Annotated in this window: 12 protein-coding genes; 10 read left to right on the top strand and 2 right to left on the bottom strand. The window is 38.1% G+C overall.

Going from position 1 to position 15,134, the window contains the following annotated elements; all coding sequences use genetic code 11:
• Positions 1-110: 110 nt before the first annotated feature.
• The gene (locus JG479_RS17340; protein WP_200220581.1) at positions 111-2,624 is read left to right on the top strand and encodes a metallophosphoesterase family protein; all 2,514 of its coding nucleotides are present in this window, start codon (positions 111-113) and stop codon (positions 2,622-2,624) included.
• A 133-nt stretch (positions 2,625-2,757) separates the two neighbouring features.
• Here JG479_RS17340 and trhA read toward each other — a convergent pair whose 3' ends face one another.
• Entirely contained in the window at positions 2,758-3,387 is a 630-nt protein-coding gene (gene trhA / locus JG479_RS17335; RefSeq protein ID WP_182681986.1) for a PAQR family membrane homeostasis protein TrhA, read from the bottom strand.
• 219 nt (positions 3,388-3,606) lie between these two features.
• On the opposite strand from trhA, the gene JG479_RS17330 reads away from it, so the two are divergent.
• The 3 genes from JG479_RS17330 (at position 3,607) to JG479_RS17320 (ending at position 8,276) form a co-directional block, all read left to right on the top strand.
• Positions 3,607-5,958 (top strand): TonB-dependent receptor, encoded by a 2,352-nt coding sequence (locus JG479_RS17330; RefSeq protein ID WP_200220580.1) that lies wholly within the window; start codon positions 3,607-3,609, stop codon positions 5,956-5,958.
• An 88-nt stretch (positions 5,959-6,046) separates the two neighbouring features.
• Positions 6,047-6,397 carry a hypothetical protein gene (locus JG479_RS17325; protein ID WP_200220579.1) on the top strand — a complete coding sequence of 117 codons (351 nt, stop codon included), beginning with the start codon at positions 6,047-6,049 and terminating at the stop codon, positions 6,395-6,397.
• 400 nt (positions 6,398-6,797) lie between these two features.
• Positions 6,798-8,276, top strand: a complete 1,479-nt coding sequence (locus JG479_RS17320; protein ID WP_200220578.1) for a cellulase family glycosylhydrolase — start codon at positions 6,798-6,800, stop codon at positions 8,274-8,276.
• 60 nt (positions 8,277-8,336) lie between these two features.
• Here JG479_RS17320 and JG479_RS17315 read toward each other — a convergent pair whose 3' ends face one another.
• Positions 8,337-10,028 (bottom strand): alkaline phosphatase D family protein, encoded by a 1,692-nt coding sequence (locus JG479_RS17315; RefSeq protein ID WP_200220577.1) that lies wholly within the window; start codon positions 10,026-10,028, stop codon positions 8,337-8,339.
• 298 nt (positions 10,029-10,326) lie between these two features.
• On the opposite strand from JG479_RS17315, the gene JG479_RS17310 reads away from it, so the two are divergent.
• The 6 genes from JG479_RS17310 (at position 10,327) to phrB (ending at position 15,134) form a co-directional block, all read left to right on the top strand.
• Positions 10,327-10,599, top strand: coding sequence for a hypothetical protein (locus tag JG479_RS17310; RefSeq protein WP_002962453.1), 273 nt, complete (start codon positions 10,327-10,329; stop codon positions 10,597-10,599).
• Between the two features lie 235 nt (positions 10,600-10,834).
• Entirely contained in the window at positions 10,835-11,413 is a 579-nt protein-coding gene (locus tag JG479_RS17305; protein ID WP_039487779.1) for an LON peptidase substrate-binding domain-containing protein, read from the top strand.
• 68 nt (positions 11,414-11,481) lie between these two features.
• Complete coding sequence (locus tag JG479_RS17300; protein ID WP_002962457.1) at positions 11,482-12,105, top strand: sigma-70 family RNA polymerase sigma factor; 624 nt, start codon at positions 11,482-11,484, stop codon at positions 12,103-12,105.
• Positions 12,098-12,778, top strand: coding sequence for a ChrR family anti-sigma-E factor (locus JG479_RS17295; protein ID WP_002962459.1), 681 nt, complete (start codon positions 12,098-12,100; stop codon positions 12,776-12,778). The genes JG479_RS17300 and JG479_RS17295 overlap by 8 nt, the downstream gene beginning before the upstream one ends.
• Positions 12,779-12,786: 8 nt before the next feature.
• Positions 12,787-13,740, top strand: a complete 954-nt coding sequence (locus tag JG479_RS17290; RefSeq protein ID WP_138490055.1) for a YbgA family protein — start codon at positions 12,787-12,789, stop codon at positions 13,738-13,740.
• Positions 13,740-15,134 (top strand): deoxyribodipyrimidine photo-lyase, encoded by a 1,395-nt coding sequence (gene phrB / locus JG479_RS17285; RefSeq protein ID WP_200220576.1) that lies wholly within the window; start codon positions 13,740-13,742, stop codon positions 15,132-15,134. Before JG479_RS17290 ends, phrB begins: the two co-directional genes overlap by 1 nt.

Raw genomic sequence — 15,134 nt, 5'->3', positions numbered from 1 at the left:
TTCCATAAAATTGTAATACTTCCCCTGTACCTTATTTACTTTATTTCTATTTGGCAGCTGTGAAGCTAAGTTGCCATAAAATTATAATTAAATAATAGGTAAATACCCTAATGAAGGCTTTAATCAAAACCGCTTTAATAGTTGTTATTTCCAATGCTCTTTTTGCATGTGGTTCTGATAATTTAGTTTCAACAGAAAATTCTGATCAAGTTGAAAATGAAAGTACGGTAAGTACTACGGTGACGCAAGGAGCTAATAAACTTGCAGAAAATAATAGTGATAATGTTTGGCGCTTTGCGGTTATACCCGATACCCAAGGTCGAGATGATGATGATTATAAACAAACAATTACACATACCTACGATGGTATAACGTTATCTGTCGATATTGGTTATGACGTTAATAATGATGACATTTTTGATGGTGAAGGTTGGAAGATTGACGTGTCTGACCCTTATAATGCTATTTTTGTTGATGAAAATGGAGATCCGCTTGTTGCTGGCGGCGTGCCGGTCGAAATTGCAAGTAGCGAACGTTCAGATACGCCTTATGATTTTAAACACCTTCCTGCTTTATTAGTTGACCCTATTGTTTCTAAGATAAAAGAAGAGGGGGTTTCAGTTGTACTCGCAGTAGGTGATATGACCGATGTACGCACAGAAAATGAATATGTTGAATGGATGAATAAGGTTGGCACGCCTTTAACTGAAGCCGGAATGACTGTTTTACCTGTGCGTGGTAATCACGAAATTGTAGATGGTTATGATTGGCTAAGTTGGTTTACTACTTCAGTGGATACGACAGACAATCGCTCTGTTAATAATATGGATAATGGTATTGATGCATATACCGATGCAGATTCACAGGAATTCGATCAAGGGTACAATTTGTATCAACAATACCCAGGAAAACTATTAAGCAAAGGGTTAGAAAGCGGCGAAATAGTGGGTTACGAAGGTATTGAAGATCTTATGTACTATACCGTTCAAAACAATACCCTATTTATTGCTATAGACTTTTATGCCAGTGATTTAGTGTCTGTTAACTATGAAGGTACTTGGCTTCTTATTTACGATTGGTTAAAAAATGTTTTAGAAACAAAAGGGACTACGGTTGATCATATCGTTATGTTTGGTCATGAAGCTTTATCAACCAAAAAGCGTCCATCTGTTTATAATTATGATGAATATTTTGATTATATTAGTTCGTTAAAAAGCGATGGTACAAGTGGAGATGAGGATGAAACTGAGCCAGGTATATTAGGGCTTGATACTGGTCAATTAGGTTATTTACAGCTGCAAGATGAGTCTTCACCTGGCTTAATGGATAACGTCCTTAATTTATTGAGTGAATATAAAGTTAACTATATTGCTGGGCACGATCATCAATACTCTCGTAGCTTAATTCATCCAGATAATTCGAATCCATCCGTTGGCTTTACGCAAATTGTTGCCGGTAATGCATCTTGGAAAGCGTATAACAATCGTTATGGTATTCATGATAAATATGAAACGGGTTTAGCGCAGGATAATTTTGCTCAAGTAGGTGACTACGAAGGAACAAATAGTCAGTACACTAAAGATTTAACTAAGTATGAAAAATCAAACAAAATATCATTCGTGATTGTTGAAGTTAATGGTCGTCAAATTACGTTTAAAAACTATTATGCACCGGTTAATTTCTCAGAAGCAGATATGAACATGGGTACATATTGGGATGAACCTCAAAATGCTTGGGTGCAATATGATGTTGATTCAGCAGGTAAAACCATTGAAGAAATTATCCCTATTGAATGGAATGTAGGTGATAGTGCAAGCTATACGAGCGATGCGCTACAGCGTGTTGTTTCTCCTTACGAATCTTATTGGGCAACAACAAAAACACCTGATGAAGCCGGTTATATTGGTACGCAAGCGGCTATTTTAGATGGTTTTAATTTAACGTATAACAGTGTTGAAGTGTTAACTACCGATACCCAAGATAAAAAGCAGGTGGGCGTTGATGCAAACTATCAAGATGATTTAGGGACAGGTAAAGGTGAATATACAATCTTTGCTGATGCTTATAGTATTCCTCGAGAAGAGCAAGCAATGAATGAATTGTTGTCATTGAGCTGGTTTACTGACGAGGATGCTACAACTGTATCTGATATTTTGTACATTAATGGTAATTTAAACCAAGATGGCTCATATAAAAACACAAACGGATTTGTGCAAACCAGCTCTCCTTCAGAGTTGTTTTTTGATAAAGATGCAGTGGAAACCGATAATCCCACGAATGTTATTCGCGATGGTGTAGTGACAGCTGAAGATGACGCTGATGCAATGACGATTGCAATAACAGCTCCCGAAGGCGTTGATTTATCTACTTTAACTATTGGTCGATACAATGAAGAAACGGGTGTTTGGGACGCGTTTTTAGATGAAAACTGCTTTACTGCCACATCTTACTCGGATGACTTTAGCGTTATGTTTCAATCGGGTGCTGGTAGTGCGCCAAGTGATGTAAGCAGCAGTTGTGGGACTTATTTGTGGGGTTATAATTATAACAATAACTCTGTTTGGGGTTTTACACATAAAGACGGTCGATTTGCTTTGGTTTTAAAAGTTGATAATGCTGGGTAAAGACCTCATTATTTTTGAATTTATATAATTTAGTGTATTTTAAATCGATATAGAGCCTGACTTTATATCGATTTTACATATGTGATCCTCTAAATATTTCGATGTACTGCTTGTTGTGCACTTTAAGTCGTTATCAATAAACATAATTACTAATTGAAATATAATGACAAACACACCCAGCAATAACAAATAAGTGCCAAATTGCGTGGCTAAATTGTGTGCTTTTAGCGCTGTAAAAAAAAGTGCCTAAACTATAAAAAATACCGCCGGCAAGTAGCCAGTAAAGTGCTTTTACATCAACACTAGAGTAGAGCGGATATACAATAGCCAGTGCAAACCAACCCATGAGCAAGTAGGTAGCGAGTGATATTTTTTTATTACCGTTTTTTACAAATACTTTGTACGCAACGCCCGCTAGTGCCACCGCCCAAATAAATGTAAGTGTGGCCCATGACCAAGCACCGGTTAATGAGATTAATAAAAAGGGAGTGTAGGTGCCGGCAATTAATAAGTATATGGCGCAGTGATCGCACTTTTTATAAAAGGCTCTTAAGCGCGGTTGAATACTGGCGTGGTACAAAGTGGATGACAAAAACAGCACAAATAGGCTACTGCCATAAATTGCAGTACTAACATACGCTTTAGTGCTGGTGGCTTGGCTAAATAAATCCCACATAACAAATGCGGCAAATACAATACCAAGTGCATGACTAATTACGTTTAGTTGTTCTTCTTTTTTAGAATAGGGCGCTTCTAACGACATGACAGATCCTACCACTATTTGAATGAATTTTAGTGTACAAGTGTACGCTGAGTTTTTCAATATTATAATTTTTATATGAATACAATAATTTATTATTTTTCATAAAGTTGAAACATCAATTTAACCAATGCGTAATTAATAAGACGTAAAAAAGTCGTAATAGTTCGTTAGATTAACGGTAATTCCTAAAAACAATTAACCGGACGAACAGTGAAAAACATGAAAAATAAATTAACAACACGGCCTTTTCTTAAACTTACTAAATTGTCTGTTGCGATGATTTGCGTTACATCAACAAATAGTTTTGCAGATCAAACCATAAATAAAGAACTTGATGAAATAGTGGTTGTTGCTCAAAAGCGTGCCCAATCAATACAAGATGTGCCTGTAACAATAAGTGCCTACGATGGCGACTTTTTAGAAAGCTTAGGTATAGGTGAACTAGACACTTTATCTGAAATAACACCTGGGCTTGTTATTCAAGAGCAAAGTCCTAACAACCCAGGCTTTGTAATTCGTGGTATTACGTCTGATAGTGGGTCGTCTCAATCATCCCCTCGTGTGTCTATTTATTATAACGGAGCAGATGTATCACGCTCTCGTGGCTCATACTTTGAGCTTTTTGATGTAGAAGGTATTGAAGTTGTTAAAGGACCACAAGCAACACTGTTTGGAACAGCAGCTTCTGTGGGGGCTATTAGTGTAGCAACACGCAAACCAGAAAAAGATTTTTCGGCTCAATTAAAAGCATCCGTTGGTAATTACTCGGCCAAAGGTGTTAGTGGTTTTGTAACGGGTGGTAATGATTTAATGCAAGGCCGTGTTGCTTTTACTTATCGTGAACGTGATGGGTTTATAAAAAATATTGCAGGAGATAGTAACTCCCAAAATCCGGCTGGGTTTAAGCAAGATGATATGCATGGTATTGAGCGTTTTTCTTATCGTCCGTCTTTACGTATTACACCTAATGACGATGTAACGATTGATTTGGTGTATACGTATGAAAAAAATGATGACTCGGGTACATCTTTTAAAAATGGGCTTTATGCACCAACCGGTGGTGATACAAGCCCATATAGCTTTGTTGAAATGCCAGGTAGTCCGTATGCAGAGTCTGTGTTTGGAAAAAAAGACTTAGGTGTAGAGCGCACAGTTAACGATTTAAGTTTGACTGTAAATTGGGATGTAAGTAACGATTTAACAATCACTTCAATTACTGCAGGGCGTAATTTTGACTCTTTAGAAGTGTTTGATGCTGATGGTACGCAGGCATGGTTTTTAGAATTTGCAGAAGCTGCTGAGGGCGACCAATTTAGCCAAGAATTACGCGCTGTTTATACGCAGAATAAGTTCACTAGTATTTTTGGTGTGAGTTACTTTGAAGAAGATGGTAGCCAGCGTGTTCCATTTAGTACAGAGGAGTCTATATTTTTAAATTGCTTGGGCGTATTGGGTTCAGGTGTTCCTTGTATTAATAATGATGGTAGCGTTAATATTTTAACACCAGCATTAACAGGTGGTGCAATAAGCGAGTTGCCATATTCACTAGAGTTTACAAACTATGGTGAAAACAAAGCGTACTCAGCGTTTGCTGATGTAACTTATGCTGCAACTGAGGCACTAGAGTTAACAGCGGGTCTTCGTTATATAAAAGAAGAAAAGCGCAGTGGTTATAGCTCTGCAGCACCCAATAGTGTTTTAACACAAGCGCCATTGTTTACGGTTGATACAAATGGTGAAACATTCTATGGCGATGCTGATTATGATGATTGGCTGCCACGTTTTAATGCGCTTTATATAATAAACCCTACTACAAATATGTATGCGACTGTTTCAAAAGGGCGTCGTTCGGAAGTACTTGAAGTAAGTTCGGCTAACGATGAACAAGGGAGTGTCGAAGCTTCTATATCAGAAGTCCCAGCGGAAATTATTTGGAACTACGAAACCGGTATTAAAGGCAAAGCGCTTGACGGGCGTTTAGATTACTCTGTCGCTGTATTTTATCAAGATTACTCTAACTTTCAGGTTACGTTACAGGATGATGAAGGCGTTGCGTTTTCTGCAGATGCGGGCTCTGCCACTAATGTTGGCGCAGAGGCTGAAGTAAGGGCGTTAATTAATAATGAGTTTGAGGTATTTGCCAATACGGCTTACCTTGATGCTGAAATAGATGATGACAGCAATAACGGTAACCTCGCAGGCAATAAATTTAGATTACAACCAGAGTGGACGTTTAGTACGGGGCTGTTTTATTCAACAGAATTGTCGAACTCACTTAATTTAACGAGCTCTTTAATATATAGCTACCGCTCTGAAGTGTATTTTGAGCCAGCAAATGCGCCAATATCAGGCTTAGATATTAGCCAACCTGGGCTTGGATTAGTCAGTGCGCGCTTAGGTATCGCAAATGGTGATGACTGGGCTGTTAGTGTATTTGCTAGTAACTTATTAGATAAAGAGTATTTAGTTGATGCAGGTAATACTGGAGGAGGATTTGGCAACCCAACATTTGTTGCAGGGGCACCTCGCTTTGTTGGTATTGAGTTAACTCTCGGGTTTGGTGGACAATAATACATTTAACTACTTGATATTTTAATTGAGCCACTGCAAAGTGGCTTTTTTATGTGATCACGTTAAAGTGAATTTATATTAGGCAAAAATGAAACAAGATCTAAAAGCTGCTTTACTTACCGCCATTGTTTATCCTGGAGCGGGGCATTTTTCTTTAAAAAAACACCTTATAGGCGCTATTTTTGCGGGTGTATTCTCTGTTCTTTTAATTTTAACCTTTCAAGATATATTTGCGATTGCACAGTGTACTGCAAATGAAATTGTAAACGGAAAAATCCCCATGTCGGTTACGGCCATTTTAAAAGCCGCGCAACAACCATCTGACGCCTGCGCTCAACTCGCTGAATATAAGTATGTGCCTTTAATGATTATAATTTGGGTGCTGAGCATAGCCGATGCATACCGTTTGGGCAGAAAAGCGCTGCCTACTAAAAAATAAGCCAGTTAATCAGAACTCGGTTTGGTTGGCTTATTAATTTTCTTCCCGCATATTTATCCCTGATATTTAGCTATTATTGATGGCGGTAATAATTATTATTACCGCTTTTTCCATTTTTATACATATTTTTTGTAACCGAGATTTTCGCCTGCACCATGTAAACATCGTGTAAACTCCTGTATATACCCAGTAAAATCCTCAAACCTCGTTAAATCGCTCACTTGTTGATATTTAGTTAATTAAAATCCTTCTCCTTGTACCTTTTTATTCATTTAATGTTAATAAATAAATGGTACTTTCTGCTCGCCAAATTAACTTTGTTTAATTATTAAGTATTGCTTTGGTGTCAATTTATTACGTCAAACGATGACGATTGATAATTTCAATTTAAGGAAATACGATGAATAACAGTTCAAATAATCACAAAAGAAAGGATTTTAAAGTGGCGAGCTTATCGTTAGCTTTATTATTAGGATGCTCAACTATGGCCAATGCCGCTGTTGAAAAGTTAACGGTGAGTGGGAATCAAATTCTTGCAGGTGGAGAAAACACAAGCTTTGCAGGACCTAGCCTATTTTGGAGTAACACCGGTTGGGGCGCTGAAAAGTTTTATACAGCACAAACAGTAGCAAAGGCAAAAACTGAATTTAATGCAACATTAATTCGTGCAGCTATTGGTCATGGTACGAGTACTGGTGGTAGTTTGAACTTTGATTGGGAGGGCAATATGAGCCGTCTTGATACTGTTGTAAACGCAGCTATTAGCGAAGATATGTACGTTATTATTGATTTTCATAGCCATGAAGCACATACCGATCAGGCGACTGCAGTTCGCTTTTTTGAAGACGTAGCTACCAAATATGGGCAGTACGACAATGTTATTTATGAAATTTATAACGAGCCGTTACAAATTTCATGGGCTAACGATATTAAGCCTTACGCAGAAACAGTTATTGATAAAATTAGAGCAATCGATCCTGATAACTTAATTGTGGTTGGTACGCCTACGTGGTCGCAAGATGTTGATGTGGCATCACAAAACCCGATAGATCGCGCCAATATTGCTTACACTCTGCATTTTTATGCTGGCACGCATGGTCAATCGTATCGAAATAAAGCACAAACAGCACTCGATAACGGCATTGCACTATTTGCTACAGAGTGGGGAACAGTTAATGCTGATGGCAATGGTGGTGTTAATGCTAATGAAACTGATGCATGGATGGCATTTTTTAAAACAAACAATATTAGCCACGCTAACTGGGCTTTAAATGATAAAAACGAAGGTGCTTCGTTATTTACTCCAGGCGGTAGTTGGAATTCATTAACCGCGTCAGGCACTAAAGTTAAAGAGATCATTCAAGGTTGGGGTGGTAGTACGGTTGCTTTAGACTCTGATGGCGATGGTATAAGTGACAGCCTTGATCAGTGCGATAATACTCCCGCAGGTACAACGGTTGATAGTATTGGTTGTGAGGTAACTGACAGCGATGGCGATGGTATTAGCGATAGTGTTGATCAATGCCCTAATACACCTGTAGGTGAAACTGTTAATAATGTAGGTTGCGTTGTTGAAGTAGTTGAACCACAAAGCGATGCGGATAACGATGGAGTGAATGATGATATTGATCAGTGCCCAGATACACCCGCTGGTACAAGTGTTGATACAAACGGATGCAGTGTTGTAAGTTCAACAGATTGTAATGGTATTAATGCATATCCTAATTGGGTAAAAAAAGATTATTCGGCCGGTCCGTTTACTCACAATAAAACCGACGATAAAATGCAATATCAAGGTAATGCATACAGCGCAAATTGGTATACAAACAGCATTCCAGGAAGTGATGCTTCGTGGACGCTTATCTATAGCTGTAATTAAACGCGTTAAATAAAATATGTGAAGAAGGTAAATAATACATTCACCTTCTTTTTAAAAGTATTAGCCTTTATAAACACTTTGGTGTTGATCAGTGATGTTGTAGCTTGGGGAATTTATGTTATCTATATAGCGCCAATCGGTTGTGATTTGCTCTTTAGTAATAGTCAGTAACATATATCCACGGTGTGATAAGTCACAATAGTTTAAGTCGTTTATTAACAATGAAAGCGAGTCAGCCATTTGCTTTGCTTGTGCTGTATTAAGCGCTAAATAATGCTCCATACCCGGGGATGTAACACCAGGCGTTGCAAATTCTACTCCTACGCTTTCGCCTTTTGCATTTTTTAATGTGCCATGCCACGCATTGTGCGTATCACCTGCAACCACGACTAACTTTTTATTTAATGCGGTAACGCCTTTGTATAATGCTTCGCGCTCGCTGGGGTAACCATCCCACGCATCTAAATTATAAGGCATTAAAGTATTTACGCGTGCGAGTTGCTCGGGGGTTACCGCTTTATTAGCTAACACGGCTTTTTTAATGGCAACAAGCTCTTTTAACACCTGAGGTATTTTAGTGCGATCGGATTGCGAGAATATTTCAGTAGGTAGCCACATTTTAGTCATCAATACTTGCTGACCCAATACTTGCCATTTTGCATTTGATTTAGTTATTGCACTGGTGAGCCAGTTTAGTTGTGTGTTACCTAGTAACTGCCTATTTGGATTATTTAAATCACTGGCAAAGCGCGCAACATCCATTTGTTTGGTCTCTAGGTTTTTGTAGTCGCTGTAAGCAAGTTGTTTATCGCGTGCTATTACGCGAGTATCTAGCATGTGCAAGCTTATTAAATTACCAAAATCAAAGGTGCGGTATATTTGCGGGCTTTGTTCGCCCATTGGCGGCCTAATTGGCAGCCATTCGTAATAGGCTTGAATAGCTGCTGCACGGCGCTTAAAAAAGTCACCTTCATCAGGGGTATGATTTTCAGCACCACTTTTATAGGTATCGTTGGTAACTTCGTGATCATCCCATATTGCGATAAAAGGCGCTGCAGCGTGAAGAGCTTGAAGGCCTTGGTCTGTTCTGTAAATTGCATAACGTTTGCGGTAGTCGCTTAGGGTAATAATTTCACCGCTGTTATCAGCTGCTAATTGGCGGCCAATTTTTTCAGCATTTTCGGTAGCGTATCCGCCCATTGGGTATTCGTAAATGTAATCACCCAAATGCAGTACTACATCTAAATCTTTTTGTTTAGCGGCATCGGTGTAGGCATTAAAGTACCCAGCAGGGTAGTTTGAGCACGACACAACAGCCATTTTTATTTGTTCAACATTGTTTATTGGTAGTGTTTTAGCACGGCCAATTGGGCTTTGTGTATTTAAACCCACAAATCGATAAAAGTACTCTGTGTTTGGAGCAAGTTCTTGCACATCTATTTTTATTGTAAAGTCTCTGCTTTTATCTGTTTGTTCGCGCCCGCTGCGAATGATGTTTTTAAATTGAGAGTCACTTGCCAGTTCCCAAGCAACAGTAACTTCAAAATTTGATTGAGAAGTAGTTGCACGTGTCCAAATTATTAAAGCATTACTGAGCGGATCGCCACTGGCTACACCGTGTTTAAATTCAATAGCCGATAGAGGTTTGTTTGTTAATGTTTGAGCACAACCTGTAATGGCACTCGATACTGCGACGGTAAATATGCTTGCTGCTGAGGTTTTTAAAAAATTTCGACGTGATGAAAGGGTCATACTGCACTTTTTGAATTATTAATAGTGGTGTGCACTTTAGCGGGTAGATATGACGTTTTTATAAACGCTAAATGTATTTAGTGTGACGGTATTAATACATTTAAACCCTTTTATTTATTAACTAAAAAGTAGTCAAAAAATTAAATTAAATGGTTAAATTAACAAGGTATGAATTTTTTAAATTAAAGCGATGCATGTAAAACTGTTTAATTACAGTTGCTTATGATTTGTTTTTATGTTGGCACAACCCTTGAGTATGTAACTACGTCTAAACAATACACAAACAAGGAATACCATTATGAAACATTCAATTAAAATCGCTATGGCAAGTTTATTAGTATTAGGTTCTGCGCAAGTACATGCAACAGAAGTGGACCTAGATGTAACTGATATATTAACTCAAAGTGTAGCAAGCTACGTAAAGCAAACCACAATCGAGCTTGAAAAATCACTAAAGGAAACGCTTTATTTTGATGCTAAAACTGTTTTAGAGGGTTTATTAGATGAGCCCGTTTTAACACATAGCACAACGCCTAAAAATACTGACACTAGTATTAAAAACGCAAAATAAATTATTTAAAGGATTAAAACGATGAGCAGTGAACTTGGATTATTTGCATTAATGTTAGCACCCGTAGTCAGTATGATTAGCGCTTATTACTCGGTTCAAGTGTTTAAAGCTATGGGAGGTTGGTTTAATCTTTAGCCAATTATATAGCTGGTAATTAATTCGATTCATACAAAGCTGATCGACTTAGCAAAAGCGCACGTAAATAAAGGCAGAGTGTTTGAAAGAAGTAGACTTTATGAAACGTGCGATTTTTCCATTACCCATTTTTATGTTACCAGAAGGCTATACGCGATTACGCATATTTGAGCCTCGCTATTTAAATATGGTTAAAACCGCATTAAAAAACAATACAGGGTTTGTGCTTTGTACATTTGAGCACGACACACCATTTAATATAAGCGCGCAAGGTTGCCTTGTTGATATTATTGATTTTGACCAAGACGATAACGATGTATTATTAATCGATGTGTTTGCCTCTCAAAGCGTTCAAATAAATGATGTTTATCAAGACGAGGACGAATTACGTCATGGCTTGGTATCGCCTTGTAATACGCCATATTGGTATAAGGATTCTAACAACTCAGTTGGCGAACATGACTTATTGCATGATGCGCTTTTAAATGTGTTTAAAAGTAATCCGGAACTTAATTTACTGTACAAAAAAACTCACTTTGACAAACTGCCTTGGATTGCAGCCCGTTGGCTTGAGCTCCTACCTATTTCTATTGAGAAAAAACAGCAACTTGCGTTTGAAACGAACTTTGATAACTTACTGAATTTCCTCCATACTGTGATTAATAACGAATTTGCCTAAATTTTATGATCCTAAATTAATTATTGCCCGTATTAATTAATACAAAAGCAATAACGGGATAAATTATTATGGTAAGTCAACAACAGTCACCACGTTGTGAACCTAATACAGGTAAGTACACTGCCATGCCAGAAACGCCGAGTAAAGAACTCATGCAAGCGCTTATAGATGTTGCACAGTCACGCGATAAAAAAGCATTTTCCTATTTATTTGAATACTTTGCGCCAAAAATTAAACGCTTTGGAATTAAGCAATTTGGTGTTGAAGCTCAAGCAATGGAGCTTGTGCAAGAGACGTTAACATCTGTTTGGCGTAAAGCACATTTGTATCACAGTGATAAAGGTGCGGCTACTACGTGGGTTTATACCGTTATGCGTAACGCTTCATTCGATATGCTTCGTAAAATGAAAAGCAATAAAGAAGAAAACATAAGCGAAGATATTTGGCCGTTATTAAACGAATCACAAGATACACATCATGAATACAGTGATCATTTAGAAGATAAACAAATTAAACGTTATTTAGACAAATTACCTATTGCTCAACGCGAAGTGGTAAGAGGCGTTTATTTTCAAGACATGTCGCAAGAGCAACTTGCACATCAACTTAATATTCCAGTAGGCACGGTAAAATCACGATTACGTTTGGCCTTGCAAAAATTACGTAATGAAATGGGAGATCAGCATGATTAAACATCACCCGAGTGAAACTTTACTGACACAGTATTGCGATGCATCACTTGCTACATCATTGAGTTTAGCCGTTTCTATACATGTAGATATGTGCCCTGTGTGCCAAGCTAAAGTAGCTAAAATTGAGGCAAGCAACGCAAACGCATTATTTAGCGAAGAGCCAGCGCAATATGAGAAACCTCAAGCTGAGCAACCTGAGTTACTTGAAGAATTTGAATTGAATGTGCTTGATATGATCACGTCTGATGATTCTATCGACGAAGTTTATGAAGTAGAGCCTGTTTCTATTAAAGTTAATGAGCATAACTATCAGCTTCCACGTGCGCTAACGCGTATTTCTCACAGTAAATTTACCCAAGTGGGTAAGCTTGCTAGATCGCGTATTGCACTTGATGATGGCCCATTACGCTCTAGCTTGTTACATATTGATGCTGGTGGTGAAATACCAGAACACACGCATACTGGCTTTGAAGTTACTTTACTCCTAGATGGCGAGTTTAGTGATGAAGAAGGAAAATATGTACCAGGTGACTTTATATGGCAAGATGGTAGCCACCAACATACTCCTTTAACAAAAGATGGTTGTTTGTGCTTTACAGTTGTCAGTAGTGCGCTACATTTTAATAAGGGCTTCAGCAAGTTACTAAATCCAATAGGTAATTTGATTTACTAAGAGAATTTATGCACACAGATATAATAAAAATAGGTATAAGCGCCTGCTTAGCAGGCGAAAAAGTTAGATTTGACACAGGTCATAAAAAGTCAAACTTCTGTATGGATGAGTTAGGTAAACACGTTGAATATACACGGTTTTGTCCGGAGGTAGCGGTAGGTTTACCAATACCTCGTCCAACTATTCGCCAAGTTAAAGTTGGCGATACTATTAAAGTATGTCGCCCAGATGGCACTGGAGATGTAGGTCAACAACTTACCGAGTATGGTAAAAAAGTTGCAACAGAACAAGCTAAAGAGTTGAGCGGGTTTGTATTTTGCGCAAAAAGTCCAAGCTGCGGCATGGAGCGCATTAAAATATACAACGAAGCAGGCACGGGTAATACCTCTGAAGGCGTTGGTTTTTTTGCTGAGCAAATAATGAAGCACAACCCATTATTGCCATGTGAAGAAAACGGTCGCTTAAACGACATGCATTTACGTGAAAACTTTGTAATGAGAATTTACGTATTTAAAAATTGGCAAAAGTTAGTGCAAGAACCACTAACTGTTCACAAGCTTACTCAATTTCATTCTCAGTATAAGTACTTGTTAATGGCTCATAATTACCAAGCTTATCGAGATTTGGGTAATCTGCTTGGAACGTTCGTAGGTGACGATATAAATGCAGTTGCGGATGAATATATTTTAGGTTTGATGACGGGTCTGAAAAAGCCAGCTTCTCGCAGAAATAATTGCAATACCCTAATGCATTTACAAGGTTACTTTAAAAATGATTTATCGAAGGTTGAAAAACAAGAACTTCGTGATGCGATAGACGAATACCGCGAAGGATTGGTGCCATTATATGTACCACTTACCTTGTTAAAACATCATTTGAAGGTTCATCCGAATGAGTACCTTGAAAAACAAGTGTTTTTTAACCCTTACCCTCACGATTTAAAACTACGATTTGGTATTTAATGGATACATTATTTTGGTTTAGGCGCGATTTGCGCCTTTTTTCTAATGAAGCGTTAATTCAAGCGCTAAATAATGGCGCTAAACACGCCATTTTTTTTGTGTCTGAAAAACAGTGGCAACAACACCAAGCTGCGCCTATTCAGATTGACTTACTCAAGCGCCGAGTTACTTATCTTCAATCACAACTTGCTGATTACGGTATTACTTTACATATTATTGAAGCGCCTAGCTTTTGTGATTGTACGCGCGAGCTTATTAACTTTTGTAAAGCAAACGATGTAAAACACGTAATTGCTAATACAGAATATGAGCTTAATGAAGTAAACCGCGATAAAGCAATTTTGCACGAATGCGATGAGCTTTCTATTACTTTTACTTTGCACGAAGGTGATTTAATTGCACCTGTTGGAACGGTTAAAAATCAAAGTAATGAAATGTATAAAGTGTTTACTCCCTTTAAACGTGCATGGTTAAAGCAGTATCAAAATACACACTTTAGTTTGCCACAATGGCCTTTAACTTCTGACCCTATTGAGTTTGACGAGAGTGATTTACTAAAAAGTGATGGGTGCTCAGATAAGTGGCCGGTTGACGACGAAACACTCTCTACCGTAGTTGATAATTTTATATGCGACAAACTTACAAGTTACGATGACCAGCGTGATATTCCCAGTGTAAAAGGCACATCGGGTTTAAGTCCGTATTTAGCACTAGGTATTGTAAGCACAAAGCAACTGCTTATTAATATTCAGCAGCGTTATCCTGATATTTTAACTACATCAAAAAGTAAAACGTTTACGTGGATTAACGAGCTTGTTTGGCGCGAATTTTACAGACATTTAATTGCTGAATTTCCGAAGCTTTCGCGCGGCGATAACTTTAACGAAAAGTATAATGCTGTAGTGTGGCGTAAAAGCGAAAGCGATTTTAAAGCATGGTGCGAAGGGCGTACAGGTTACCCATTAGTGGATGCAGCAATGCTACAACTTAAGCAAACCGGTTGGATGCATAATCGTTTACGAATGGTTGTTGCAAGCTTTTTAACTAAGCATTTATTAATAGACTGGCGTGAAGGTGAACGCTTTTTTATGCAGCACTTAATTGATGGCGATTTAGCCTCAAATAATGGTGGTTGGCAGTGGGCTGCAAGTACGGGCTGTGATGCTCAGCCTTATTTTAGAGTTTTTAATCCAATCAGACAAAGCGAGCGCTTTGATCCAACGGGCAAGTTTATCCGTAAGTATTTGCCAGAGCTTGAAAACGTGCCAGATAAACACATTCATTTTCCACACACTTATTTAGCCGCAACAGGCAAAGATAAGGAATGTTACTGGCCAGCAATAGTTGATCATAAAGCGGCACGAGAACGTGCACTTGCTGCATTTAAGGTGTGA

It is taken from the genome of Pseudoalteromonas sp. LC2018020214 (assembly GCF_016598755.1).
GTDB classification, from domain to species: domain Bacteria; phylum Pseudomonadota; class Gammaproteobacteria; order Enterobacterales; family Alteromonadaceae; genus Pseudoalteromonas; species Pseudoalteromonas distincta.
Note: the sequence above shows the minus strand (reverse complement) of the source record. Positions and strands in the feature narration are given on the sequence as shown.

Coding starts and splice junctions, on each gene's coding strand:
- JG479_RS17340 (WP_200220581.1), top strand. CDS start 111: ATGAAGGCTTTAATCAAAACCGCTTTAATAGTTGTTATTTCCAATGCT.
- trhA (WP_182681986.1), bottom strand. CDS start 3,387: ATGTCGTTAGAAGCGCCCTATTCTAAAAAAGAAGAACAACTAAACGTA.
- JG479_RS17330 (WP_200220580.1), top strand. CDS start 3,607: ATGAAAAATAAATTAACAACACGGCCTTTTCTTAAACTTACTAAATTG.
- JG479_RS17325 (WP_200220579.1), top strand. CDS start 6,047: ATGAAACAAGATCTAAAAGCTGCTTTACTTACCGCCATTGTTTATCCT.
- JG479_RS17320 (WP_200220578.1), top strand. CDS start 6,798: ATGAATAACAGTTCAAATAATCACAAAAGAAAGGATTTTAAAGTGGCG.
- JG479_RS17315 (WP_200220577.1), bottom strand. CDS start 10,028: ATGACCCTTTCATCACGTCGAAATTTTTTAAAAACCTCAGCAGCAAGC.
- JG479_RS17310 (WP_002962453.1), top strand. CDS start 10,327: ATGAAACATTCAATTAAAATCGCTATGGCAAGTTTATTAGTATTAGGT.
- JG479_RS17305 (WP_039487779.1), top strand. CDS start 10,835: ATGAAACGTGCGATTTTTCCATTACCCATTTTTATGTTACCAGAAGGC.
- JG479_RS17300 (WP_002962457.1), top strand. CDS start 11,482: ATGGTAAGTCAACAACAGTCACCACGTTGTGAACCTAATACAGGTAAG.
- JG479_RS17295 (WP_002962459.1), top strand. CDS start 12,098: ATGATTAAACATCACCCGAGTGAAACTTTACTGACACAGTATTGCGAT.
- JG479_RS17290 (WP_138490055.1), top strand. CDS start 12,787: ATGCACACAGATATAATAAAAATAGGTATAAGCGCCTGCTTAGCAGGC.
- phrB (WP_200220576.1), top strand. CDS start 13,740: ATGGATACATTATTTTGGTTTAGGCGCGATTTGCGCCTTTTTTCTAAT.